Source organism: Rhodococcus koreensis, from assembly GCF_017068375.1.
Lineage (GTDB): Bacteria > Actinomycetota > Actinomycetes > Mycobacteriales > Mycobacteriaceae > Rhodococcus_F > Rhodococcus_F koreensis.
In genome coordinates this window covers 5,203,881-5,228,395 of the sequence record NZ_CP070609.1, presented here as the reverse complement: position 1 = coordinate 5,228,395, position 24,515 = coordinate 5,203,881, and the positions used below count along the sequence as shown (strand labels likewise).

The 24,515-nt window shown below is 67.3% G+C and carries 30 protein-coding genes; 9 read left to right on the top strand and 21 right to left on the bottom strand.

From position 1 onward, the window contains the following. Positions 1-2: 2 nt before the first annotated feature. Together JWS14_RS23975 and JWS14_RS23970 are read left to right on the top strand one after the other, a co-directional pair. The gene (locus tag JWS14_RS23975) at positions 3-197 is read left to right on the top strand and encodes a CbtB domain-containing protein (protein WP_005244930.1); all 195 of its coding nucleotides are present in this window, start codon (positions 3-5) and stop codon (positions 195-197) included. Further along, positions 188-985, top strand: a complete 798-nt coding sequence (locus JWS14_RS23970; protein WP_206014533.1) for a CbtA family protein — start codon at positions 188-190, stop codon at positions 983-985. The genes JWS14_RS23975 and JWS14_RS23970 overlap by 10 nt, the downstream gene beginning before the upstream one ends. A gap of 40 nt (positions 986-1,025) precedes the next feature. Here the strand turns inward: JWS14_RS23970 and JWS14_RS23965 are convergent, their stop codons facing one another. Further along, complete coding sequence (locus JWS14_RS23965; RefSeq protein WP_095863004.1) at positions 1,026-1,970, bottom strand: DUF5996 family protein; 945 nt, start codon at positions 1,968-1,970, stop codon at positions 1,026-1,028. A 143-nt stretch (positions 1,971-2,113) separates the two neighbouring features. Between JWS14_RS23965 and JWS14_RS23960 the strand changes: the two genes are divergently transcribed. Further along, positions 2,114-2,569: a hypothetical protein gene (locus JWS14_RS23960; protein WP_095863003.1), complete on the top strand. Its 456-nt coding sequence runs from the start codon at positions 2,114-2,116 to the stop codon at positions 2,567-2,569. On the opposite strand, the gene JWS14_RS23955 is transcribed toward JWS14_RS23960, so the two are convergent. After that, entirely contained in the window at positions 2,566-3,231 is a 666-nt protein-coding gene (locus JWS14_RS23955; RefSeq protein WP_095863002.1) for a DsbA family oxidoreductase, read from the bottom strand. The two genes, JWS14_RS23960 and JWS14_RS23955, sit on opposite strands and share 4 nt — an antisense overlap. A 236-nt stretch (positions 3,232-3,467) precedes the next feature. On the opposite strand from JWS14_RS23955, the gene JWS14_RS23950 reads away from it, so the two are divergent. Genes JWS14_RS23950 through JWS14_RS23930 form a run of 5 tightly spaced genes read left to right on the top strand, consistent with a single transcriptional unit; the run spans position 3,468 to position 5,442 of the window. After that, positions 3,468-3,662, top strand: coding sequence for a CbtB domain-containing protein (locus JWS14_RS23950; RefSeq protein ID WP_072947372.1), 195 nt, complete (start codon positions 3,468-3,470; stop codon positions 3,660-3,662). A 22-nt stretch (positions 3,663-3,684) separates the two neighbouring features. Then, positions 3,685-4,128: an SH3-like domain-containing protein gene (locus JWS14_RS51180; RefSeq protein WP_072947371.1), complete on the top strand. Its 444-nt coding sequence runs from the start codon at positions 3,685-3,687 to the stop codon at positions 4,126-4,128. Then, positions 4,125-4,424, top strand: a complete 300-nt coding sequence (locus JWS14_RS51175) for an SH3-like domain-containing protein (RefSeq protein WP_072947370.1) — start codon at positions 4,125-4,127, stop codon at positions 4,422-4,424. The genes JWS14_RS51180 and JWS14_RS51175 overlap by 4 nt, the downstream gene beginning before the upstream one ends. Continuing rightward, entirely contained in the window at positions 4,421-5,110 is a 690-nt protein-coding gene (gene scnC, locus JWS14_RS23935; protein ID WP_072947369.1) for a thiocyanate hydrolase subunit gamma, read from the top strand. The genes JWS14_RS51175 and scnC overlap by 4 nt, the downstream gene beginning before the upstream one ends. Then, positions 5,107-5,442, top strand: a complete 336-nt coding sequence (locus tag JWS14_RS23930) for an SH3-like domain-containing protein (RefSeq protein ID WP_072947368.1) — start codon at positions 5,107-5,109, stop codon at positions 5,440-5,442. The genes scnC and JWS14_RS23930 overlap by 4 nt, the downstream gene beginning before the upstream one ends. A 7-nt stretch (positions 5,443-5,449) precedes the next feature. Here JWS14_RS23930 and JWS14_RS23925 read toward each other — a convergent pair whose 3' ends face one another. Both JWS14_RS23925 and JWS14_RS23920 read right to left on the bottom strand, forming a co-directional pair. Beyond that, positions 5,450-5,887 (bottom strand): OsmC family protein, encoded by a 438-nt coding sequence (locus tag JWS14_RS23925; RefSeq protein ID WP_005244949.1) that lies wholly within the window; start codon positions 5,885-5,887, stop codon positions 5,450-5,452. Between the two features lie 39 nt (positions 5,888-5,926). After that, on the bottom strand, positions 5,927-6,877 hold the full coding sequence (locus JWS14_RS23920; protein WP_072947367.1) for a helix-turn-helix transcriptional regulator: 951 nt from the start codon (positions 6,875-6,877) through the stop codon (positions 5,927-5,929). A 61-nt stretch (positions 6,878-6,938) separates the two neighbouring features. Here JWS14_RS23920 and JWS14_RS23915 point away from each other — a divergent pair, with 61 nt between their 5' ends. Then, positions 6,939-7,520 (top strand): TIGR03086 family metal-binding protein, encoded by a 582-nt coding sequence (locus JWS14_RS23915; RefSeq protein WP_095862998.1) that lies wholly within the window; start codon positions 6,939-6,941, stop codon positions 7,518-7,520. 68 nt (positions 7,521-7,588) lie between these two features. On the opposite strand, the gene JWS14_RS23910 is transcribed toward JWS14_RS23915, so the two are convergent. The 17 genes from JWS14_RS23910 to ftsH all read right to left on the bottom strand — a co-directional run bounded on the left by JWS14_RS23910 (position 7,589) and on the right by ftsH (position 24,385). Further along, positions 7,589-10,126, bottom strand: coding sequence for an ATP-dependent Clp protease ATP-binding subunit (locus JWS14_RS23910; RefSeq protein WP_072947365.1), 2,538 nt, complete (start codon positions 10,124-10,126; stop codon positions 7,589-7,591). 485 nt (positions 10,127-10,611) lie between these two features. Continuing rightward, positions 10,612-11,547, bottom strand: coding sequence for an esterase/lipase family protein (locus tag JWS14_RS23905; RefSeq protein ID WP_206014532.1), 936 nt, complete (start codon positions 11,545-11,547; stop codon positions 10,612-10,614). Positions 11,548-11,646: 99 nt separating this feature from the next. Then, positions 11,647-11,997, bottom strand: a complete 351-nt coding sequence (locus JWS14_RS23900; RefSeq protein WP_072947363.1) for a histone-like nucleoid-structuring protein Lsr2 — start codon at positions 11,995-11,997, stop codon at positions 11,647-11,649. Positions 11,998-12,135: 138 nt separating this feature from the next. Then, on the bottom strand, positions 12,136-13,647 hold the full coding sequence (gene lysS, locus JWS14_RS23895) for a lysine--tRNA ligase (protein ID WP_072947362.1): 1,512 nt from the start codon (positions 13,645-13,647) through the stop codon (positions 12,136-12,138). A 143-nt stretch (positions 13,648-13,790) separates the two neighbouring features. Beyond that, the gene (locus JWS14_RS23890; protein ID WP_012691510.1) at positions 13,791-14,213 is read right to left on the bottom strand and encodes a rhodanese-like domain-containing protein; all 423 of its coding nucleotides are present in this window, start codon (positions 14,211-14,213) and stop codon (positions 13,791-13,793) included. Further along, on the bottom strand, positions 14,210-14,743 hold the full coding sequence (locus JWS14_RS23885) for a cysteine dioxygenase (RefSeq protein ID WP_072947361.1): 534 nt from the start codon (positions 14,741-14,743) through the stop codon (positions 14,210-14,212). Before JWS14_RS23885 ends, JWS14_RS23890 begins: the two co-directional genes overlap by 4 nt. A gap of 122 nt (positions 14,744-14,865) precedes the next feature. Beyond that, entirely contained in the window at positions 14,866-15,681 is an 816-nt protein-coding gene (locus JWS14_RS23880; RefSeq protein WP_072947360.1) for a type III pantothenate kinase, read from the bottom strand. Positions 15,682-15,684: 3 nt separating this feature from the next. Then, positions 15,685-16,131, bottom strand: a complete 447-nt coding sequence (gene panD / locus JWS14_RS23875; RefSeq protein ID WP_072947359.1) for an aspartate 1-decarboxylase — start codon at positions 16,129-16,131, stop codon at positions 15,685-15,687. An 18-nt stretch (positions 16,132-16,149) separates the two neighbouring features. Beyond that, positions 16,150-17,085, bottom strand: a complete 936-nt coding sequence (gene panC, locus JWS14_RS23870) for a pantoate--beta-alanine ligase (RefSeq protein WP_072947400.1) — start codon at positions 17,083-17,085, stop codon at positions 16,150-16,152. Between the two features lie 5 nt (positions 17,086-17,090). Then, positions 17,091-18,017, bottom strand: a complete 927-nt coding sequence (locus JWS14_RS23865; protein ID WP_072947358.1) for a Rossmann-like and DUF2520 domain-containing protein — start codon at positions 18,015-18,017, stop codon at positions 17,091-17,093. 147 nt (positions 18,018-18,164) lie between these two features. Continuing rightward, positions 18,165-19,142, bottom strand: a complete 978-nt coding sequence (locus tag JWS14_RS23860; protein WP_072947357.1) for a DUF6779 domain-containing protein — start codon at positions 19,140-19,142, stop codon at positions 18,165-18,167. A gap of 70 nt (positions 19,143-19,212) precedes the next feature. Then, positions 19,213-19,680 carry a DUF3180 domain-containing protein gene (locus tag JWS14_RS23855; RefSeq protein WP_206014531.1) on the bottom strand — a complete coding sequence of 156 codons (468 nt, stop codon included), beginning with the start codon at positions 19,678-19,680 and terminating at the stop codon, positions 19,213-19,215. A 20-nt stretch (positions 19,681-19,700) separates the two neighbouring features. Then, the gene (gene folK / locus JWS14_RS23850; RefSeq protein ID WP_095862991.1) at positions 19,701-20,213 is read right to left on the bottom strand and encodes a 2-amino-4-hydroxy-6-hydroxymethyldihydropteridine diphosphokinase; all 513 of its coding nucleotides are present in this window, start codon (positions 20,211-20,213) and stop codon (positions 19,701-19,703) included. After that, positions 20,210-20,572: a dihydroneopterin aldolase gene (gene folB, locus JWS14_RS23845; RefSeq protein ID WP_072947354.1), complete on the bottom strand. Its 363-nt coding sequence runs from the start codon at positions 20,570-20,572 to the stop codon at positions 20,210-20,212. The genes folK and folB overlap by 4 nt, the downstream gene beginning before the upstream one ends. After that, entirely contained in the window at positions 20,565-21,422 is an 858-nt protein-coding gene (folP, locus tag JWS14_RS23840; RefSeq protein ID WP_206014530.1) for a dihydropteroate synthase, read from the bottom strand. Before folP ends, folB begins: the two co-directional genes overlap by 8 nt. Continuing rightward, a complete protein-coding gene (gene folE / locus JWS14_RS23835; protein WP_043826734.1) occupies positions 21,419-22,036 on the bottom strand; it encodes a GTP cyclohydrolase I FolE in 618 nt (205 codons plus the stop codon). The genes folP and folE overlap by 4 nt, the downstream gene beginning before the upstream one ends. 60 nt (positions 22,037-22,096) lie before the next feature. After that, the gene (gene ftsH / locus JWS14_RS23830; protein WP_206014529.1) at positions 22,097-24,385 is read right to left on the bottom strand and encodes an ATP-dependent zinc metalloprotease FtsH; all 2,289 of its coding nucleotides are present in this window, start codon (positions 24,383-24,385) and stop codon (positions 22,097-22,099) included. Positions 24,386-24,515 lie beyond the last annotated feature (130 nt).

The following is a 24,515-nucleotide window of genomic DNA, read 5'->3' as shown; positions in this document are numbered from 1 at the left end:
CTATGGCACTCGCCTACGCACCCGGCTCGTCGGTCGACACGACCCGTCTCGCCGTCATCTCTTTCGCGATCGTTCTGTTCGCGATGCTCGCTCTCTACCTCGTGGGATTCGACCAGGGCGCGATCTCGCGCAGTGGCATGTACATGCATGAATTGATGCACGACGGCCGCCACCTCCTGGGTCTGCCATGCCACTGACCGATTCCTTCACGAAACTCCTCATCCGCGGTCTGCTGGCCGGCCTGATCGCAGGCATCCTGGCCGGTGGCGTCGCGTTCGTTCTCGGTGAGTCGCACATCGACGCGGCCATCGCGATCGAGGAATCGCACAGCGCCGCCGAACCCGAAGGCCACTCACACGACGCCACCCAGGCGGACGAGCCTGCCGGGCACTCGCACGACGAGGAGGAAGCCCTCGTCAGCCGCGACGGGCAGCGCTTCGGACTGTTCCTCGCCACGTCCCTCGCCGGACTGGCTCTCGGAGCGATCTTCGCCGTCGTCCTCCACTACGCGCGACGGCTGACCACGCTGTCGGGTCCGGTCTTCGGCATGTCGCTGGCCGCGCTCGGCTGGCTGGCGATCGAGGCCGTGCCGTTCTTCAAGTACCCCGCCAACCCGCCGGCCGTCGGCGATCCCGACACGATCAACCAGCGCACGTGGTTGTGGCTTGCCGCAGTCGCGCTGGGCCTGCTCGCCGTGGTGGCGTCCGTCTTCGCGGCGAAGGCCGTCGCCGCACAGGAGTTCCTGTCGGTGCGGATCGCGGCGCCGGTTGTCGCGTTCCTCGTGGTGGCGACCATCGGATACCTCGTGCTGCCCACGATCAACGAAGTGGGTGACGACTTCCCCGCGGTGCTGCTGTGGCAGTTCCGGCTGTCGTCCCTCGCGACGCAGGCCACGCTGTGGCTGGTTCTCGGACTCGTGTTCGCGTTCCTCACGGAGCGTGCCACCCGGGCCACGGCGCCCGCGTCGGCGAACGCCTCTGCCTGACCATGTGAGTGGCACGGTGTGCTGGAGCACACCGTGCCACTCACATGGGATGGGTGTCCCAACGGGCCGGGTCCGTCTCCAGGGCGGCCCGGTCCCAGCCACCCCGATCGGCGGCCGCATCGTACGTGCTGTGCAGGAACTTCAGCAGAGCCGCATCGGGGTCGTCCGCGGTGCGGACGGTCTCGTACGGCAGCAGGAACTGCCGGAACTCCGCGCTGTAGAACGCGCCGTCCGGCCCGACCGGGTAGTCGGCGAAGCCGTCCGGTTCCGGATAGGCGTACGCGTAGAACGCGCCCTCGACGCCACCGCCGGGCCAGAATCCACAGCTGCTCAGCTCGTGTGAGTAGCCCTCGACCATCACCCAGTCGCCGCAGTTCGGCGCTCCCCCAGGATGAGTGGGCGCGCTTCGACCGGAGAACCGGGTACAGGCCAGGTCGAGCGCACCCCAGAAGAAGTGCACGGGACTGACCTTCCCGATGAAGTGGGCACGGAACTCGTGCAGCACACGATCCGCCTGCACGAGCTGCCGCCAGAACCGGTGCACCGACTCACCGTCGTACGAGCAGTGCTGCGTGTCCTCTGCGAACGGAACAGCCGTCTCCACCTCGTTGGGCCTGGCCAGGATGGTCGTCGTCACGCCCAGTTCGGCCAGCGTGTCCATCGTCTCCGCATAGAAATCGGCCACCGACTTCGGTTCGAGCGCAACCGTTCCGGTTCCGCCCGCGCTCGTGCGGATCACCAGCCGATGGTCGACGAAGTCGAATTCGATGTCGAAACACTCGGTGCCGTACGGGACGGTCGACGTGGTGAGACCGCGGGGGCTCACGTACAGCGGCACCTGCCACCAGTGGTTGATCAGCGGTGCGTGGGCCAGGCGGATCTTCCCGACGATCTGCGTCCACATGTGCAGGGTGTCCCTCGTCGGCGTCCACTCGTCCACCTTCAACGCCGGCCATGCATCTCCGGATCGTGTCTGCTCGCGCACAGTGCCTCCCTGCCGACGACGTGCTTTTCAATGTGCTCCCCGTCCGGAGTGATGGCAAGGTGCCGCACCGATACCCGAGTAGGGGTGGCCGCCACTCCCCGGGGTGATGTGCCCGCGATGTCACCGATACCAGCATTGGGGACATGACCACTCGCACCGCACCACCGGCCCCGCAGACGGTCGAACACGCGTTCTGGCTGCTCGGGCTCGCCCTGTTCGCCGGCGTGGTGGAGGCGATTGCACACGCGTCCACCGCACTGGAGAATCCGGACGCCGACGTCGCCGGGCTCGCCGGACAACTCGCGGTCCGTGTTCTCGTCTACGCCGCGGTGCTGTTCGTCATGACCCGGTTCCGCAGCGGCAGGGCGTGGGCGCGGGGTGTCCTCGCGATCAGCCTCGGCGCCTTCGGCGTCACGTCGCTCGTGGCGGAGCCGATCGCCTGGATGACGGCGTGCGATGACCCGATGTCCGCCGTCTCCGGTCTGACGCTCGACGTCGCGGTGATCGCGCTCGCCCGGCTCACGCACCTCGCGGCGGTGATCGCCGCACTGGCACTCATGTTCCGGGCTGACGCCAACCGGTACTTCGCCCGCTGCTAGGTGACCGGCGCCGCGCTCGCCTGCGTCAGGAGCTGCAGGAACACGTCCTTCGGCTGCGCACCGGATACCGCGACCCGGCGGTTGGCGACGAAGAACGGCACCCCCGACACCTGCAACGCACGAGCGGTGTCGAGATCGGCCCGGACCGCGTCCGCACCGGCATCGGAATCGAGTTCGGCGCGCACCGTGTCGGCGTCGAGCCCGGCCCGCGCCGCGATGTCGACGAGCACCTCGCGGTCGTCGATCACGGCGCCCTCACCGAAGTGGGCGCGGAACAGTCCCTCCACCACGGCATCTCGCCTGTCGCCCGCGAGGTGGATCAGCCGGTGCGCGTCGAAGGTGTTGGCGGCGACGACCGTGTCGAAGTCCAGTCGCAGACCCTCGTCGGCCGCCGTCTGCGCGACGTGCCCGAACATCTGACGGACCTGCTCCGCCGACAGCCCCTTGCTCTCCACCAGGGCGTCGAGTTCGGTGCGCCGCTCCCCGACCGGGGTGTCCGGGGACAGCTGGTACGACCGCCACGTCACGTTGACCCGGTCGCGCCCCTCGAACTCGTCGAGGGCCGACAGGAAACGGCGCTTGCCGATGTAGCACCAGGGGCAGGCCACGTCGGACCAGATCTCGATCTCGATGTCGCCGTCGTGCTTCTGCTGTGTCGTCACAGTTCAGTGGAACAGATCGGTGCCGGATTCTGTTCCGGCTCGTTCCGCTCAGAGGATGTCTTGGCTCGCCGTGGTGTATTTACGCCCGCCGAATTCGACCGAACGGTACGGTGAGGGTGTCGACACGGCGAGAGTAACGTCGTATCGATCGTGCCGCTGAACGAGGGGCGCTCGTCGCGATGCCCGGACAATCGACGGCCGATGGTTGCGGAACCCGAACTCCTCCAGGAGTAGCCATGGTTTACGTCTCTTCACCGAGCAAGTCCGTCGAATCAGTCGGAATCGTGCTGATCGCCGTCGGAGTCGTCCTGCTCTCACTTCTCACCCTCTACCTGGTCGGCTTCGACCAGGGTGCGATCTCCCGAAGTGGCATGTACCTGCACGAATTGATGCACGACGGACGCCATCTCCTGGGAGTCCCCTGTCACTAGGTCCACCCCTACGGAGCGCGCGATGAACTCTCCAGCAGAATTCGAAGCACAGGCGAACAGAGTGGCGGGGTACGGCCCCCTCCATCACGAAGAGATGGATTCGCCGTACTACCTCCCCAATTCCGCGTTCGACGCGCTGCGGCACGTGCTGCACGACGTCGGCGGCCAGCCCGCCCTTCCCGTCGCGTACGAGGAGAAGGTCGAAGAGGACTGGGAGATGAGCACGTACGTCACGTGCGAATGCCTCGGCTGGCGGGGCGTGTGGAACTCGGAGGAACGCCGTCGCGCCGAGAACGACCTGGGTGCCACGCTCTACTTCGGATTGCCGTACTACGCGCGGTGGATCACGGTGGCTGCCAAGACACTCATCAACAAGGGCCTGATCACGCCGGACGAACTCTCCGCCAAGATCGACGAAGTGCGGGCCCGGACCGCCGGCGGACCTACGGCGGGAGGCCGGTCATGACGAAGTTCGAGATCGGCGACCGCGTCACCGTCAAGGATGCGACGTCGATGTTCCACACCCGCACGCAGGCATTCATCCGCGGGCACACCGGCGTCGTCGTCGAACACCGCCCGGCGTGGGTGATCCCCGAGGACGAGGCGTGGGGACGCGTCGACGACGGCCGGACCGAGCCGTTCTACGTCGTCCGCTTCCAGCAGACCGACCTCTGGCCCCGCTACACCGGATACGAGATCGACACCTTGGAAACCGAGTGCTCCGAGCGCTGGCTCGAGCCGGCAGGAGAGGCCGACACATGACGCATTCGCACGACGATCACGCCCCGATCCAGGCCTCGGAGGAGGTCAGCGAATTCGAGATCCTGGAAACCGCCATCCGGGAACTGTCCATCGAACACGGACTGTTCTCCCGCGAGGATCACCGGCGCTTCTCGGAATGGGCCGAATCGGTAGGGCCGTCGGGTGGTTCGAAGTTGGTCGCGAAGGCGTGGGTGGATCCGGAATTCAAGAAGCGCCTACTGGCCGACGGCACCGAGACCTGCAAGGAAGTGGGGATCGACTGGCGCGACCCCACCGGGTCGGGCACACCGAGCGACTACACGTACTTCTACGTACTGGAGAACACCCCGAAAGTGCACAACGTCATCGTCTGCACGTTGTGTTCGTGCTATCCGCGGCCCGTCCTCGGCATGTCCCCGGACTGGTACCGCACACCCAACTACCGCCGCCGGCTGGTGCGCTGGCCCCGCGAGGTGATCGCGGAGTTCGGCCTGCACTTCCCGTCGGACGTCGAAGTGCGCGTGCATGATTCGAATCAGAAATCGCGATTTATGGTGATGCCGATGCGCCCCGAAGGCACCGAGGGGTGGAGTGAGGAACAGCTGGCGTCGATCGTCACCCGCGACACCATGATCGGCGTCGCCGTCCCGCAGGTCGACTGGACGGCGACCACACCACCCTCGGACAACGGAGGAGCCGCGCGATGATGGCAGACAGGGGCTACGACGTCATCCTGAACACGTTGACACCGGCGACAACTCGCGACGACGTGACGCTCCCGGACCTCGACCGCAAGCCCGACCCGTGGGAATCGAGCATGCAGGCCACCGCGGAATGCCTGTCCTGGCGTGGCGCCTGGGACAATCTCGACAGGCGCCACACCGAGGACCAGCTGGGCGAAACCATCTACCGCGACTTCCCCGTCCGCTCCCGGTCCGTCGTCGCCACCGCGCACGCGCTGATGGACAAGGGCGTCATCAGCCCGGACGAACTCCAGGCGAAGATGGAGGAAGTGCGCGCACGGGTCAACCGTCGGTAGCCGGCACTCAGGATTCGAGTGCCGCGTCCAACGTGATCTCGACGCCGGTGAGTGCCTTGCTCACCGGGCACGACTCCTTCGCGGCCTGAGCGGCCTTGGCGAAGCCGTCTGCGTCGAGCCCGTCCACCTCACCGCGGACCGTCAACTTGATGCCGGTGAGCTTGAAACCCGGGTTGTCCGGCCCGAGTGAGACATCGGCCTTCACCTCGAGGCTCTGCGGGGTTCCGCCTGCCTCCGCGATGAGTGCGGACAGCTGCATCGCGTAGCAGGACGAATGCGCCGCCGCGATCAGCTCCTCCGGGCTGGTGGTTCCACCCGCCTCCTCCGCCGCGCGCTTCGGGAACGAGACGTCGAAGGTCGCGACACCGGAACTGGTGAGTTCCACCTGGCCGCTTCCCTGTTCGAGTGATCCGTTCCAAGCGGTCCGTGCGGTACGTGTCGGCATGCCACATCCTCTCGTGGTTCTTCGGTTTACGTGTCGAACCTACTCGTACCTGGCGCACATCCGCAGCGCCCGGGAACGCAGGGCGGCCCGCAGATCGTCCGGCGCCAGCACTTCTGCGTCCTCGCCGAGCGACCACAGCACGCCGCTCGCGTGGGAGTCGTCGCCGAACACCACTTCCAGGCGCACCCGGTCGCCGTCGGCGGGCTGCTCGGATCGGACGGCGTAGGCACGCTCCGCCAGAACGTCGCGGCACTCCCGGCGGACGAGAACGTCGACGACGATCGGTGTGCCGCGTGCCCGGAACGCCGAACGGCGATGCTCCCAGATCGCGGCGAGGTCGATGTCGGCCGGTCGCTGTGCCGGTTCGTCGAGTTCGCGGACGTCCGCGATCCGCTCGAGCCGGTACGTCCGGTCGCGGCCGGCGTCCGTCGCCACCAGGTACCACCGTCCCCCCGCGTGGATGAGACCCTGCGGGTCGATGACCCGCCACACCGGTTCGTTGCCCCGCGACGGGTAGAGGATGCTCAGGCGCCTGCCCACGAACACCGCTTGCTGGATCAGCCCGAGGTGGTCGTCGACCGGTTCCGGATCGGTCAGCCACGAACCCTGGGTGACGAACACCCGCTCCGCCACCTTCGTCGCCGCGGCCCGGTGCGCGTCCGGCATCGCCGCGACCACCTTGCGCATCGCCGACGCGAACGCCGGCGCCATGCCCAGCGACTCCGAGGTCACCGCGGAGCCCGCCGCCAGCAGGGCCTTGGCCTCGTCGACGGTCAGGCCCGTGAGGTCGGTGGTGAATCCCGGGAGCAACTCGAAACCGCCGTCCCGGCCGCGTTCGGCGTACACCGGGATCCCCGCCGTCGACAGCGCATCGATGTCTCGCAGCACGGTGCGCGGCGACACCTCGAGTTCGCGGGCCAGCGCCGCAGCCGACATTCGCCCACGGTTGCGGAGCAGGAGGACGAGCGAGAGCAGACGGTCGGCGCGCATGCGGAAAGTCTGTCAGAAATACACGACAGAGGATGTCATGTATTGCGGCGATAGTTGCCTCATGACAAACACGACAGATCCCCGGCCCCTGTACCGCGAAGCCCTCACCTGGACCACCGGTCTCATCGAGAACGTCCGCGAGGACCAGTTGACGGCATCCACCCCGTGCGCCGACTTCGACGTCCGCACCATGCTCGGCCACCTCGTCGCCACCGTGGAGCGTGCCCGCGTGATCGGTGAGGGCGGCGACCCGGCCACCGTTCCGCTCGTCGTCACCGACATCCCCGACGAGGGCTACGCGGACGCCTACCGGTCGGCCGCCGACCGCATGTGGCCCGTCTGGACCGACGACAGCCGCCTCGACGCAACGGTGACCGCCCCGTGGGGCACCGTCCCCGGCCGCGCCGCGATCTGGGGCTACATCAACGAGACGCTCGTGCACGGCTGGGATCTGGCGGTCGCCACCGGCCAGCCCTCCGAAACCCGCCCCGAACTCGCGGAGGCCATGCTCGCCGTCGCACAGCGCGCGATCCCGGCGGAACCACGCGGCGGGCACGTGCCGTTCGCGGACGTGGTCGAGCCGCACCCCACCGCCGGTCCCACCGAGCGCCTCGTCAACTGGTCGGGACGCAAGAGCATCTGAACCCCGCACACACGAACGGGCCGCCGGTGGAAACCACCGGCGGCCCGTCTCGTTCGACTACTGCCCGACTACTCCGAGTCGGCTGCGCCCGACTTGGCCAGGTCGACCGGAACCTCGTCGGGCACCGTGACCGGCTTCGTCTCGCCGCGGAACGTGAACTTCGCGTCCTCGCCCGCGCCTTCGCCGTCCCAGTTCTCGACGTCGACGTACACGATCTGACCGGGGCCGACCTCGCCGAAGAGGATCTTCTCCGACAGCTGGTCCTCGATCTCGCGCTGGATGGTGCGACGCAGCGGCCGCGCACCCAGGACCGGATCGAAGCCACGCTTGGCCAGCAGCGACTTCGCCTTGTCGGTGACCTCCATCGTCATGTCCTTGTTCTTCAAGGCCACCTCGACGCGCGCAACCATCAGGTCCACCATCTGAACGATCTGCTCGGTGGTGAGCTGGTGGAACACGACGATGTCGTCGATGCGGTTGAGGAACTCGGGCCGGAAGTGCTTCTTCAGCTCGTCGTGGACCTTGAGCTTCATCCGCTCGTAGTTCGACTCGTCGCCCTTACCGGACGTGAAGCCGAGACCCACTGCCTTGGAGATGTCCGACGTGCCGAGGTTCGAGGTGAAGATGAGCACCGTGTTCTTGAAGTCCACGGTCCGGCCCTGACCGTCGGTGAGACGGCCGTCTTCGAGCACCTGCAGGAGGGTGTTGTAGATCTCCTGGTGTGCCTTCTCGATCTCGTCGAACAGCACCACGCTGAACGGCTTGCGGCGCACCTTCTCGGTGAGCTGTCCGCCCTCTTCGTAGCCGACGTAGCCGGGAGGGGCACCGAACAGCCGCGACGCGGTGAAGCGGTCGTGGAACTCACCCATGTCGATCTGGATGAGAGCGTCGTCCTCACCGAACAGGAAGTTGGCGAGCGACTTGGCCAGCTCGGTCTTACCGACACCGGACGGGCCGGCGAAGATGAACGAACCGGACGGACGCTTCGGGTCCTTCAGGCCGGCACGGGTACGACGGATGGCCTTGGCGACGGCCTTGACCGCGTCTTCCTGACCGATGATCCGCTTGTGCAGCTCCTCCTCCATGCGGAGCAGACGGGTGGTCTCCTCCTCGGTGAGCTTGAACACGGGGATGCCGGTCCAGTTACCCAGGACCTCGGCGATCTGCTCGTCGTCGACCTCGGCGATGACGTCCAGGTCACCGGAACGCCACTGCTTCTCCCGCTCTGCACGCTGAGCGACGAGGGTCTTCTCCTTGTCGCGCAGGTTCGCGGCCTTCTCGAAGTCCTGCGCGTCGATCGCGGACTCCTTCTCGCGGCGGGCGTCGGCGATCTTGTCGTCGAACTCGCGGAGGTCCGGCGGTGCGGTCATCCGGCGGATGCGCATCCGTGCTCCGGCCTCGTCGATGAGGTCGATGGCCTTGTCCGGCAGGAAGCGGTCGTTGATGTAGCGATCGGCCAGGGTGGCCGCGGCGACGAGTGCACCGTCCGTGATGGACACGCGGTGATGCGCCTCGTAACGGTCGCGCAGACCCTTGAGGATCTCGATGGTGTGCTCCACCGTCGGCTCGCCGACCTGCACCGGCTGGAAGCGGCGCTCGAGTGCGGCGTCCTTCTCGATGTACTTGCGGTACTCGTCGAGGGTGGTCGCACCGATGGTCTGCAGCTCACCGCGGGCCAGCTTCGGCTTGAGGATCGAGGCCGCGTCGATGGCGCCCTCGGCCGCGCCGGCACCCACCAGGGTGTGCAGCTCGTCGATGAACAGAATGATGTCGCCGCGGGTGTTGATCTCCTTGAGGACCTTCTTCAGGCGCTCTTCGAAGTCACCGCGGTAGCGGCTGCCTGCCACGAGCGACCCGAGGTCGAGCGTGTACAGCTGCTTGTCCTTGAGCGTCTCGGGGACCTCGCCGTTGACGATGGCCTGAGCGAGACCTTCGACGACGGCGGTCTTACCGACACCGGGCTCACCGATCAGCACGGGGTTGTTCTTGGTACGGCGCGACAGCACCTGCATGACGCGCTCGATTTCCTTCGAGCGGCCGATGACGGGGTCGAGCTTGCCTTCGAGGGCCGCCTGGGTGAGGTTGCGACCGAACTGGTCGAGCACCAGCGACGTGGACGGGGTGCCCGCCTCGCCACGAGTGCCGCCGGATTCGGCCGGCTCCTTGCCCTGGTAACCGGAAAGCAGCTGGATGACCTGCTGACGGACCCGGTTGAGATCGGCGCCGAGCTTCACCAGAACCTGCGCTGCGACGCCTTCACCCTCGCGGATGAGGCCGAGCAGGATGTGCTCCGTACCGATGTAGTTGTGTCCGAGCTGCAGTGCCTCGCGCAGGCTGAGCTCCAGGACTTTTTTGGCACGCGGGGTGAAGGGGATGTGGCCGGACGGGGCCTGCTGGCCCTGGCCGATGATCTCCTCGACCTGGCTGCGCACTCCTTCGAGGGAGATGCCCAACGACTCCAGCGACTTGGCAGCGACACCTTCGCCCTCGTGAATGAGGCCGAGCAGGATGTGCTCCGTACCGATGTAGTTGTGGTTGAGCATCCTGGCTTCTTCTTGAGCCAGGACAACAACGCGCCGTGCGCGATCGGTGAACCTCTCGAACATCGCTCTCCCTCACACTTTCCGACGTGCAGTCACGAGACCGGGTGTCTCGTCCCTGTTCGCCGCGTTTCGCTCCGGCACTACAAGCAGATCGCCAGCGCCTGCTCCGAGGGCAGAAGCCCCCAACCGACGAAGGTTCCACGACCCCAGCTATTACTCTAGTTGGCTGCCGATCGACCTGCTGCCCCTCCACCCCTTTAGGTGGGCGAGCACGCCTGCTTATTCGTATTTAACGCCCCAGCTCCGGCAATCGTTTCCCCTTCGCTGTACGCCTGGAGCGAACAGGTCCGGTGGTGCCTGTGAAGGGCACCCGGTCGATAGAGGCCGGCGGCCCGCTCCCCGAGGGGGCGAGACCTGCGTATCCGGACAGGGTATGTCGACGAGCTGTGAGTTCGCCACCCATTCGTTTCCGCCGGGGTCGGCGGCGTTACCCAGCGGGTTGCCCAGGCCTCCCCCGGTAACTGGCGGCAGATGGATCTCGCGGGGGGCTACCCCGCGACAGGGGCGACGAAACTGCACGGCACCACGCGCGGATTGTCGCGGTCCAGCGCGTTCAGGACGAAACCGGCGGCGCGGGCGGAGCCGGCGACGGCGACGTGGTCGGAATAGTCCTGCTGGCACCCGTCCTGGACGACGATGTTGATGGTGTCCGGCCCCGGCTCGAGGCCGCTCGTGTACGGGACGACCAGTTCGTCGTAGCGAGTGACGATGTTCGTGTACTCGATCCCGGGGACGTAGACCCCGCCCGCGCGCATGCGGTCGATGAACTTCGACCCCTGAAGCATCTCGGGACACGCCTGGCAGACGGGGAAACCTGCCGCCACCGCGTCGTCGATGCCGAGCGAACGCAGGAACCGGCCTGCACTGATCTGATCGTTTCCGTACGTGCCCTGCCACGGCGGGGCGAGCGACACGATCTTCGCGACCTTGTCCGCACCCCCGAAGAACTTCACGTAATTGTTCGCCTGCACCGTGCCCTGGGAATGTCCCACCAGGTCGACTTTCGCGGCGCCCGTACTCGCCAGCACCTGATCGACGAACGCGGCGATCTGAGCGGTGCCGGTGTCGATGGGCGTCATTCCGCCGATCGCGTCGAGCGGCCAGGGCAGGTCGGGGAAGTTGCCGTAGGTGAGGGAGTACACGCAGTAGCCCTCGTTGGCGAGCAGGGGTGCATACACCGCCCAGTTGGTCTGGCGCGCGCCTCCCGTCCCGTGGACGAGGACCACCGGTTCGGGATGCGCGTCACTCGGCCGGCAGGACCAGTCGTTCGAGCCCGGGGCCGAACCGTCCGGATTTCCCAATTCGAGGGGCACTCCGGCGAGGAACGAATCCGGCACCGGATAGGCAGGCGCTGCGGATGCCACCCCGGCCCACATAACGAAAGCCAGGAACAGAATCCCTGAAACGGACACGCAGCGGCGCACAGCTACCCCCAGACTCCCCGAATGTCGGATCAGAGCGGGACGGTAACAGTCCAGGTCGCCTTGCGGAGCGAATCAGCGAATTCTGTTCCCAGCTAACTTTCAGTTCGCCTTGTTGTAGGCCTCGATAATTTCGGCGGAGATACGGCCGCGCGCAGAAACCTTTTTGTTGTTCTTGCGCGCCCATTCCCGGATAGCGGCGCTCTGTTCCCGGTCGACCGAAACTCGGGACTTGGTGACGGCCGGGGCCGCCACCGCTTTGCCGCGCTTGCGCGAGCTCACCTTGCGCGCGTGGGAAACCCACACGTCGAGCTGCTCGCGCAATTTCGCCGCATTCTCCGAGGAAAGGTCGATCTCGTACTGAACACCATCGAGTCCGAACTCGACCGTCTCGTCGGCAGACGCCTCTTGATCGACATCGTCGATCAGGGTGACAGTGACCTTCTTAGCCATGGGATGAAATTCCTCTCGAATGAAGCGACGTCTCATCGTCAACGTGAGCTACGACCCGAGGTAACCATACCCCTGTTCTTCCGATTCGGAATACGAGGAATGGATCGAATTTATCCGCGCGAATTCACCCCCAGCGAATCAGCGAGAAGAAGGCCGAACAATGGGAAAGAGGATTGTTTCGCGGATTCCCAATCCCGTCAATGCCATGAGCAGACGGTCGATTCCCATTCCGGTACCGGTGGTCGGCGGCATTCCCTGCTCCATTGCGGCGAGGAATTCTTCGTCGAGGGCCATCGCCTCGTCGTCGCCGGCCGACGCGAGACGCGCCTGATCGACGAACCGCTCACGCTGGATCACAGGATCGACCAATTCCGAATAGCCCGTGGCCAACTCGAACCCACGGATGTAGAGGTCCCACTTCTCGGTCACCCCGGCCTTGCTGCGGTGGTCACGAGTCAGCGGTGACGTCTCGACCGGGAAATCACGGACGAAAGTCGGCTCGAACAACTGGTCGCCGCACTGGTGCTCCCACAGTTCCTCGACCAGCTTCCCGTGCCCGTAACCCTTGTCCTTCGGGACTTCGAGGCCCACCTTCTCGGCGAGAGCCAGCAATTCCTCGACCGTGGTATCCGGAGTGACCTCGACACCGATCGCCTGCGACAGCGACGGATACATCTCGAGGGTCTTCCATTCACCGCTCAGGTCGTATTCGGTGCCATCGGCAAGAGTGACGACCTGCGAACCGAAAGCGGCCTGCGCCACCTCCTGAACGAGTTCGCGGATCATGACGGCCGAATCGTCATATGTGCCGTAAGCCTCGTACGTCTCGAGCATCGCGAATTCCGGCGAGTGCGTCGAGTCGACGCCCTCGTTGCGGAAATTCCGGTTGATCTCGAAAACCTTCTCGATACCGCCCACGACGCACCGCTTCAGGAACAGTTCGGGGGCGATCCGGAGATACAGGTCGATGTCGAGGGCATTGGAATGCGTGATGAAGGGACGGGCCGCCGCGCCACCTGCCACCGTCTGCAGCATCGGCGTCTCGACCTCGAGGAACCCGCGACGCTCGAGCGCGTTCCGGAGCTCACGGACCACTGCCACACGCTTACGCGCATTGTCCCGCGCCTCGGGGCGCACGATCAGATCGGCGTAACGCTGCCGGACCCGGGACTCCTCGTTCATCTCCTTGTGCGCAACGGGCAGAGGCCGGAGCGACTTGGACGCAATCTGCCACGAATCGGCCATCACGCTCAGCTCACCGCGACGGGAGCTGATCACCTCACCGTGCACGAACACGAAGTCACCGAGGTCGACATCGGCCTTCCACGACACGAGAGCGTCCTCGCCGACAGCGGCGAGACTGATCATCGCCTGCAGCTGAGTGCCGTCGCCTTCCTGCAGCGTCGCGAAGCACAACTTGCCCGTGTTGCGCACGAAGATCACCCGGCCGGCGACACCGACCTGGTCGCCCGTGGTCGTGTCGGGCTCGAGGTCCGGATACTTGGCGCGGATCTCCGCCAGCGAGTGGGTGCGCGCCACCGACACCGGGTACGCCTGGCGTCCCTCCGCGAGAATGCGCTCACGCTTCTCCTGGCGGATCCGAAGCTGCTCGGGGGTGTCGTCGACTGGCTGGGCTGCTACTTCACTCACGGGTCACCAGCCTAATCGACAGCCGGTCGTGCCCCTATTCAGAGGTCAGCGTTCATCCCGACGGCTCGCCGTCAGCACCGACCGACGGCTCGCCGTCAGCACCGACCGACGGCTCGCCGTCAGCACCGACCGACGGCTCGCCGTCAGTGCGCCGAGACGGTGGCCAACTCCCGCACGCAGTGCTGCGTCGCGATGAGCGACCCCAGCAGCCCCGCCGCCTTGATCGCCTTGTACCCGCCGACGAGGTCGGTCGCCTTGTGGAGACCCAGCTCCTGCAGGGCCGCCGCGGCGAGGCTCGACGTGTAGCCCTCGGAGCAGACGATGATCCACTCGACGTCGTGATCCACGGCCAGCGCCAAGTGCGCCGAGCTGGTGGGATCGCAGCGCCACTCGAGGACGTTGCGTTCGATGGCGAGCGCGCCGGGCAGTGTCCCCTCGATCGCGCGCTGCGCCTGCGGGCGGATGTCCACCACGATCGCGCCGCGCGCCACGGCCTCGGGCAGCTCGAACGCGTACATCCGGTCGATCTTGGTGCGGGCCTCTTCGAGCATCTGGTCGATGTTCACTTCGAACCGCCCTCGGGGAGATCGGTGAGCTCGGTCCGGGTACGGCGCAGCGTGCCGTGGTCCGTGACCTCGTAATAGGACATGGCCGACAATGGCGGCGAGTAAGCGTGCACGCTCAGCGTCGGCGTCACCGCCTGTGCCCCGGGTGCGTCCGGCGCCCGCACCACGTCGTGGACCCAGCCGAGCGGAAACGAGGCCTGATCGCCGGCGTCGAGGATGCGGTGACGCAGTTGATCACCCGCCCAACGGAACTCGGACAGCGCGCCGCTGAGAACGGTGAGCGCACCGAAAGATCCTGCGTGGTCGTGCAATTCGGTATTCCGGTCGGGAACCCAGCTGATCAGCCAGACATCGACGTCGTCGTCCGAGTAGAGCCGGGTCGACCAGCGCTCGTCGGTGGGCCAGCTCTGCGGGAGCAGGACGTCGTGGCGGCCGTCGAGGACCTCGGAAGCACCCTGATCGGTGATGCGCAGCAGGTCAGCCGGGCGAAGACGGGTGGGTACAGATGCAGAAGAATACGTTGCGAGCACGAGAGAGACTCCCAGAAGTGTGAATTGGTCAAGGCAGCGTTCAGCCTCGACAACACTCCTGAGCACTCGTGCAGAGATTCACGGGGACCATTCTGACATAACTTCCGCGAAGAGGGAACCCATCAGTCGAGCGGACTGCGACGCGCTCCCTTGCGGGCCTGATTCCGCTCGTAGACCAGGCGCAGCCCTTCGAGCGTGAGATCCGGTTCGTGCTCGTCGACGGTCTCCGTCTCGGGCATGATCAGCGGCGCACGGTCGCCGGTCGCGATCACCACCACGTCGGAACCGGAGAAGGCGGGCAGTTCCCTGCGCACCCGGCGGACCAGTCCGTCGACGAGGCCGGCGAAACCGAACACCGCACCCGACTGCATGCATTCGACGGTGTTCTTGCCGACGACGGAGCGCGGCCGCACCAGTTCGACCTTGCGCAGCGCCGCCGACTGCGACGCGAGTGCGTCCGAGGAGATCTCGAGGCCGGGCGCGATGGCGCCGCCGAGGAACTCACCCTTCGCGGACACGACGTCGACGCACGTGGACGTCCCGAAGTCGACCACGATGCACGGCGCGTCGTAGAGGTGATGCGCCGCAAGACTGTTCACGATCCGGTCGGCGCCGACCTCTTTGGGGTTGTCGACGAGCAGCGGAACACCGGTTCGCACCCCGGGTTCCACCAGCACGTGCGGGACGTGCCCCCAGTACCGCGTCAGCATCACGCGGATCTCCCGCAGCACCGACGGCACCGTCGACAGCGCGGACACCCCCGTGATCTGATCGGTGTGCGCGCCGAGGAGCCCGCGGAAGATGAGCGCCAGTTCGTCGGCCGTCATCCTCGCATCGGTGCGCATCCGCCAGTCCTGCACCAACTTCGAATGTTCACCGGTACCGGTGAACAGTCCGAGAACGATGTTCGTGTTCCGGACGTCGACGGTGAGGAGCACGGGTTACACCAAACTGGATTCGCGCTCGGCGTCGAGCGTCGACAGCATGCGCGGGGTGATCAGGCCGGAGCCCTCCGGCGCGTGCGCCGGGTCGGCACCGAGTTCGACCGGCGTGTTCGCGGCGTCGACGAACACGACGCGCGGCTCGTAGTCGCGCACCTCCTGCTCGTTCATGACGCCGTAGGCGATGAGGATGACGAGATCGCCGGGCTTGACCAGATGCGCTGCCGCACCGTTGATCCCGATGACACCGCTTCCCCGCTCGCCGGCGATGACATAGGTTTCGAGCCGCGCGCCGTTGTCGATGTCGACGATGCACACCTGCTCACCCTCGAGGAGGTCGGCGGCATCCATCAGATCCTGGTCGACCGTCACCGAGCCCACGTAGTGCAGGTCGGCGTGTGTGACGGTGGCGCGATGGATCTTAGACTTCATCATGGTGCGAAACATGTTCCGGTCCTTACTCTTCTAGCGGGAAAGAAGTTCGTCTGTCGCCGACGCGTCCGAGGCCTCGGTGTCACGTTCGAGGAAACCGGTGCCGACGGCGACACCGACGTTGTCGATCAAGCGGGTGTTTCCGAGCCTGGCGGCGACGAGCAGCCGGCCATCGCCTCGCGCGGGGGCCGGACCGAGGTCGACGCCCCGCACCTCGAGGTAGTCGACCTCCACCTCGGGGGTGGACGCCAGCACCTCGCGCGCGGTGGCGAGGATCGCCTCGGCGCCCCCGGCCGCGGCGTGGGCACCGGCGATCAGGGCCGCGGACAACGTCGTCGCCGCGTTCCGCTGATCCTCGTCGAGGTAGCGGTTCCGCGAGGACAGCGCGAGTCCGTCGTGTTCACGCACGGTGGGCACCCCGAAGATCCGGACGTCGAAGTTCAGGTCGGTCACCATCTGCCGGATCAGTGTCAGCTGCTGGTAGTCCTTCTCGCCGAAGTACGCGACGTGCGGTGCGGCGATCTGCAGCAGCTTGGCGACGACGGTGAGCATGCCCGCGAAGTGCGTGGGCCTGGACGCGCCCTCCAGCTCTGCGCCCAGCGGTCCGGGGTGGATCGTCGTCCGCGGACCGGCCGGGTACATGGTGGCCGCGGTCGGCACGAACGCCAGCTCGACTCCGGCCTCACGCAGCAGTTCGAGATCGGCGTCGAGGGTGCGCGGGTAGGCGTCGAGGTCTTCGCCGGCACCGAACTGCAACGGGTTGACGAAGATCGAGACGATCACCACCGCGCCGGTGAGCTTGGCCTGCCGCACCAGTTCCAGGTGACCCGTGTGGAGGGCTCCCATCGTGGGCACGAGCGCGACCTGGCGGCCGACGCCGCGCAGCGCCTTCGAGACCCGCGTCAGCACGCTCGGGTCGTGGTGCACGGTCAGTTCGCCGCGCTTGTATCCGCCCTGCAGATCGCTCACGGGGCTCACCTCCGGTCTTCCAGGATGTCCAGCAGTTCAGGTGGGGCGCCGGCGCGCTGCGCCGACCTCAGCGAGAGGGCCCGGTAGCCGGCCGCAATCCGCGGATCGACCTCCTCGAGGACGCGCAGATGCGTGGCCACCGCCTCGGAGTCGCCCCGGGCGACGGGCCCGGTGAGCGCCGCGGGTCCGCGGCGCAGCGCGTTGTCGAGCGCCGCGGACAGCAGCGGCTGCAGAACTCGTTCGGCCAGGCCGTTCGGATCGTCGCCGATCAACTCCTGGCCGAGCAGTTCCTGGCCTTCGAGCGCGACTCGCAGTGCGGCGACGGCGTCGACGACGAGCGTGACCAGGTGGTTGCTGCCGTGAGCGAGAGCGGCGTGGTACAGCGGCCGCATGTCCTCGCGGACCCGCACCGGCTCGCCGCCGATCTCGAGAACCAGCGACTGCGCGATCGCGTAGCCGATGTCGTCGGCGGCGGTGATACCGAAACAGGCGGATGCGAGACGGACCGTGTCCTCGTCGTGGCCGGTGAACGTCATCGCGGGGTGAATCGCGAGCGGAACGACACCCTGCTCGGTGAGGGGGCCGAGGATCCCGATGCCGTTCGCGCCGGACGTGTGGGCCACGATCGCGCGACCCGGCACGGCACCGGTCGAGGCCAGCCCCGCGATCAGCGACGGCAGTTCGGCGTCGGGGACAGCGAGAATGAGCAGTTCGGAGCGGGCCGCGACCTCCGAGACCGGCAGAATCTCGGTCTCGGGAAGCCGAGTACGTGCCCGATGCCGTGACGCGTCGGAGACGGCCGAGCAGGCGACGACGACGTGACCCGCCCGCTCCAACGCGGCACCGATTGCTGTTCCGACCCGGCCGGCGGAGACGATTCCTACCGTCAATCTCGCAGGCGCAGGGCCATTAGTGATCCCGAAAGAGGTCACCTTCGTCCTCTCGTTCGTTCCAGTCCCGCTCGGCGGGTACCAGACGTTCCACGGTGAGGATAGCCCGGCTCGAACTCGGCCCGCCATGCGCAGGCAGAGTGATATATGCCTCACACCGTGCGGGTTGATCCTCGGGCGAGTCGGAGCCTATTCGGCCCGGCGACGCCTGCCTCCGGCGCTCTGGGACGCCCCCGACGCGGACTGCATGTTGGCCATGATCTCGGCGACGGACAGCCCGTTCGAGTGCGCGCCCGAAGAGTCGTCGTCCTCCGCCGCCCGCCTGCGGCCCCGCCGCCCCTCGGGCTCCGGCTCGGCCGCCTCGGGCTCCGGCTCGGGGTCCGTGGGCTCTGGTTCCGGCTCGGCGACAGGCGCGGGCGCGACCTTCGCGACGGGCGCGGGCGCGGTGACCGGCGCGATCTTGGCAACAGGCTCCGGCGTGGGCTCCGGTTCCGGTTCGACCTCGATCTCGGGTTCGGTCTGTCCGGCGCCGGCGGGCTCGACGATGGACGTCTCGGCGGTGACCGGATCGTCGTCGGGATTCGCGAAATGCGAAGACTGCGCGGAACCGCTCTGATGCCCGGCTCCCGCGGCGTGCCCCGCGCCCGGGATGTACAGGCCCGAGGCGGCCGGCTGATAGCTGCTGTACGAGCCGCCTGCGAGTTCCTGCACACGCGTCGAATCCGCCCGCAGCGCGATCCGTTCGGTCGGCATCGCGCCGTCGAACAGTGCCTCGAGATTCTTGCGGAGCGACGAGAGTTCGGCGCGCAGCGCGGCGAGTTCCTCTGCATCGGCACGCACTTCGCTGCGCACCCGCTTCTCGACGGTGAGCTCGTATTCGCGCCGTGCCGAGATCTCCCGCTCGAGCTGCAACTCGTAGACGGTCTGCAGGTCGCTGACCTTCGCCTTGTCGAGCGCCGACTCGCGCCGGTACTTCGTCATGGCGATGGCACCGACCGTGGCGGCCCAGAGCGCGGCCACCAGTCCCACGCGCAGGAGTTGGACGCTGTCGCTGAAGATCAGGAACAGGGACGCGATCACCGCGAGAGCGAGCAGACCCGCAACGATCATCTGGCTCGCGCTGCGCCTGTTGCGGCGCGCAGACTTGAGGCGACCAGGATTCGTCATGGTGCCAAGGGTACTTGGCCGCGAAGGGTGCACCGCGCATTCCATCCGACCTGCGGCGATCCCCTGTGCCCTAATGCGCGGGCTCGTCCGAGGGGTCGTCGGGGGTGCGGCAGCAGTGTTCCAGCCACAGCGCCGCACCGACGAGCGCCAGTGCCGCGACGAGACCGACCCACGCGCCGGGACTGTCCGAGCCGGCGGCGCGCAACACCGACTGCTGCGGAAGCAGGTACAGCAGGAAGCCTCCCCACACCCCGGCCGTCGCGGCGCCGACGAGTGCGGATGCCTTGGCCAGAGCGGCAACCCGGGCGGCGGTGATCGGGTGCAGCTGACGCGGCCCGTCACCCACCTGATGGTTACTGACCCGGGATCGCACCATGAACGCGAGCACGACCTCGATCAGCGCGACCGGATACAACGACGCCCCCGCGTACACGGGGACGGGCGGGAACGACCCGTAGAACACGCGCACCAGGATCCAGGTGGCGGCGACGGCGAGCGCGGCGAGGAACAGCAGATCCCAGATGCGGGTGGGTTTCATCGTGCCCGTCGGCTCCGGCTTCATCGCGACCGCCGGTCCAGAGCGAGGTCCGTCCGGTGCACACCGGCCCGCTCTTCGGCGTCCAGCAGCGGCAGCAGCGCGTCCACGCGGGTCGTCGTGCCGTCGACCGGCAACGCGGCGTCGGGTTCGACGTCCAGCCACGGAATCAGCACGAAGGCACGTTCGTGAGCTCGCGGGTGCGGCAACGTCAGTTCCGGGTCGTCGCTGCGGATGTCGTCGCACGTGACGACGTCGACGTCGAGCGTGCGCGGACCCCACCGCTCCACCCGCACCCGGTCGGCGGCGGCCTCGAGTTCCTGCCCACGTCGCAGCCAGCCGTAGCCGTCGAGGGCGGGATCGTCCGCGACGAGGACCGCGTTGAGGAAGTCCTGCTGCTCGACGCCGCCCCACGGCGCCGTCGAATACACCGGGGAGACCGCAACGACCGCGTCACCCAGACCGTCGAGGACGGACTGCAGGTGGGCAAGGCTGTCGCCGACGTTCGACCCGATCGACAGCACCGCGCGACTCATGGTCTCGACCTGTGCGCCACCACCGCGACGTCCGCGAAGGTCAGCGGGATCGGCGCGGACGGCTTGTGCAACACCACCTCAGTGCTCCGGACGCGGGGGTCGGTCATCACCCCGTCCGCGATCTCGGCCGCCACGGTCTCGATCAGGTCCCGGGAGGGGCCCGCGATGATCGCGGCCGCACGCTCGGCGAGGCCGCCGTAGTCCAGGGTGTCGCCGAGGTCGTCCGACGCCGCGGCGGGCGCGAGGTCCATCCAGACGGTGATGTCGACGTAGAAGTCCTGACCGTCCCGCTTCTCGTGGTCGAAGACACCGTGATTGCCGCGAACCTTCAATCCGCGCAACTCGATTCGATCACTCACGTCCGGCTGCACCCCTCGTCCAGGCCTCGGCGACCGCGATGGCGTCGAGCGAGGCCTGTGCGTCGTGCACACGCACTCCCCACGCTCCGTGGGTCGCGGCGAGCGCCGACACGACGGCGGTCGCGGTCTCCCGGCCCGCAGGGGGACGGGGTTCGCCGTCCGCATCCGCGAGCAGCGAACCCAGGAACCGCTTGCGGGATGCGCCGACGAGAACGGGGAATCCCAGCTCGTTGAACTCGGGCAGCGCCTTCAGCAGCGCCCAGTTGTGATCGGAGTTCTTCGCGAAACCGAGACCCGGATCCAGCACCAGCGAGCCCGGATCCACCCCGGCCTTCACGGCAAGGTCGACCTGCGTCATCAGTTCGTCCCGGACCTCACGGACCACGTCGCCGTAGTGGTCGGCGGTACCGCGGTGCACGTAGTCGCCGGCCGAACGCCAATGCATCAGGATCCACGGAACTCCGGCGTCCGCGACCACCGACGCCATCGCCGCATCGGCCCGGCCACCGGCGACGTCGTTGATGATCGACGCGCCCGCGCCGATCGCGGCCTCCGCGACGGACGCCCGCATCGTGTCGACGCTGACGCAGATGCCCTCGGCGACTAGGTCCGCGATGACGGGTGCGACCCGTCCGGCCTCGACGTCCGGATCGACCCGCGCCGCGCCCGGCCGGGTGGACTCGCCGCCGACGTCGACGATGTCGACGCCGAGACGCTTCAACGCGAGACCGCGCTCGAGCGCCGCGTCACGATCGAGGAAGCGTCCGCCGTCGGAGAAGGAATCGGTGGTGACGTTGAGAATCCCCATCACCACGGTGCGGCCCGGTGAGGGCAGCTCGATCACGGTCACTTCCGCAGAATAAGGTCCAGAGCCTCGGAACGTGAGGCCGCGCTGGACTGGAGCAGACCACGCACCGCGGAGGTGGTGGTACTCGCACCAGGCTTGCGGATCCCCCGCATCGCCATGCACAGGTGCTCGGCCTCGATGACCACGATCGCACCGCGCGGATCGAGCTTGCGCATGACGGCGTCGGCGATCTGGCTGGTCAGACGCTCCTGGACCTGCGGGCGCTTGGCATACAGGTCGACCACGCGGGCCAGCTTCGACAGCCCGGTCACCTTGCCCGTCCGGCCCGGGATGTACCCGACGTGCGCGACCCCGTGAAACGACACGAGGTGGTGCTCACACGTGGAGTACAGCGGAATGTCGCGGACGAGCACCAACTCCTGGTGCCCCTCGTCGAACGTCGTGTTCAACACGGTGTCCGGATCGGTGTACAGGCCCGCGAAGACCTCGCGGTACGACCGCGCCACGCGGGCGGGCGTATCGCGGAGTCCGGGACGATCAGGGTCTTCACCGATCGCGATCAGCAGTTCCCGCACCGCAGCCTCGGCACGCGGCTGATCGAACACCCGGCCTGTCTCGAGTGCCACGGGCTCACTACCGAGATGATTCACCGACAACCGAAACTCCTCCAGTACCGGGACCGATCGTCCCGAAGCAACAGCCTAGTGTCGGGCGGATCAGTTCGATCCGTCCGGTCCTTTCCAGGCCCTCGTCTGCGCATCGTCGTCCCCGGCGCCCCGCTGCTCGTGCGGCGGATTCCACTGGTTCCCCGGACCCTGGTTGGTGCCCGGCCCCTGATTGCCGGGGTACTGCCCCTCCGGACTCTGGTTGCCCGGATCGCGGGGCGGCCAGCCCGGAGCCGACCATCCCGCGGGGGCGCCGTAGTCGGGACGCGGCTGCGTCATGCCGCCCTGCGGCCGGGCCGGAGTCGGCTGCGAGTAGCCGTTGGCGGGCGCCGGCTGCGGGTACTGCTGCTGCGGCGGGGCCTGCTGCGACTGCTGCTGCGCGAACACCGGTTCGGGCTGCTGGGGCCACGGCTCGCCGCGCTCGGTAGCGAGTTCCCGCGGCGTCTTGACCGGCGGCTTGTCGGACGGGGTCCGGTGCCCGAAGTCGTTGAACGCCGTGATCCGGGGGCGCTTCTCGACGCTGTGGAAGATCTTCTCGAGATCCTTGCGGGTGAGGGTCTCCCGCTCGAGCAGTTCCGTGGCCAGGATGTCCAGCACGTCGCGGTACTCGTTGAGGATCGCCCACGCCTCGGTGTGCGCGGCCTCGATGAGGTTGCGGACCTCTTCGTCGATCTCGCGCGCGACCTCGTGGGAGTAGTCGGACTGCTGCCCCATCGACCGGCCCAGGAACGGGTCGCCGCCCTCCTGGCCGTACCGCACGGCACCCAGCTTGGCGCTCATGCCGTACTCGGTGACCATCGACCGGGCGATCTTCGTCGCCATGTCGATGTCGGAGGACGCACCGGTGGTGGGCTCGTGGAACACGAGTTCCTCGGCCGCGCGGCCACCCATCGCCATGACCAGGCGGGCGATCATCTCGGACCGTGTCATCAGGCCCTTGTCGTCCTCGGGCACCGTCATCGCGTGACCGCCGGTGCGGCCGCGGGCGAGGATGGTGACCTTGTAGACGGGCTCGATGTCGGGCATCGCCCACGCGGCGAGCGTGTGCCCGCCCTCGTGATACGCGGTGATCTTCTTCTCGTGCTCGCTGATGATGCGGCTCTTGCGGCGCGGACCGCCGACGACACGGTCGACGGACTCCTCGAGCGCTGCCTCCGTGATGACGGTGCCGTTCTCGCGGGCCGTGAGCAGCGCCGCCTCGTTGATGACGTTGGCCAGATCGGCACCCGACATTCCGACGGTGCGCTTGGCCAGGCCCTCGAGGTCGGCGTGCTGGTCGATCGGCTTGCCCTGCGAGTGCACCTTCAGGATGGCGCGACGGCCGGCGAGGTCGGGGGCGCCGACCGGGATCTGCCGGTCGAAGCGGCCCGGACGCAGCAACGCCGGGTCCAGGATGTCGGGGCGGTTGGTGGCGGCGATCAGGATGATGCCGGTGCGGTCACCGAAGCCGTCCATCTCCACCAGCAACTGGTTGAGGGTCTGCTCACGCTCGTCGTGACCGCCACCGAGACCGGCGCCACGCTGGCGTCCGACGGCGTCGATCTCGTCGACGAAGATGATGCAGGGGCTGTTCTGCTTGGCCTGGTCGAACATGTCGCGCACGCGGGACGCACCGACACCGACGAACATCTCGACGAAGTCCGAACCGGAGATCGTGAAGAACGGGACACCGGCCTCGCCTGCCACCGCGCGGGCGAGCAGGGTCTTACCGGTTCCGGGCGGACCGTAGAGCAGGACACCCTTGGGAATCTTCGCGCCCAGTGCCTGGTAGCGCGCCGGATTCTGCAGGAAGTCCTTGATCTCGTACAGCTCCTCGACGGCCTCGTCCGCACCCGCGACGTCGGCGAAGGTCGTCTTCGGCATGTCCTTGGACAGCTGCTTGGCCTTCGACTTGCCGAAGCCCATGACGCCGCCGCGGCCGCCGCCCTGCATGCGGCTCATCACGAAGAAGAAGATGCCGAGCAGGATCACCATCGGCAGGACGAACAGCAGGATGGACGTGAGCCAGCTCTCCTGCGTGACCGTGGTGTTGTAGCTCTGCAGACCCTTGTCGGAGATCTCGTTGAAGATCTGCTCCGACGCCGACGCCGGATACTTGGCGAGGATCTCGGTCTTGCCGTCGGTGGCGTCGTTGCCGTCCTTCAGCCACAGGCGCACCTGCTGCTCCCGGTCGTCGATCTGCGCCTTCTCGACGTTGTTCGCGTCGAGCTGCGCGATCGCCACGGAGGTGTCGACACCCTTGAAGCCGCGCGTGTCGTTGCCGAAGTAGCTGAAGGCGTAGATCACCAGCAGGATGCCGGCAACTATCGCCAGGTTTCGAAACACAGTCTTACGGTTCATACAGGTCGGCCGAGATGGCCGGTCCTTTCGAGAGTGCGGGTCTTCCGGGTGCGCCTTCCGGCTGCCAACCGGACAAACCAGGTTACCGCGAAGGCACCCCGGCGACTCCAGGTAGCAGCCAACCGCTGTC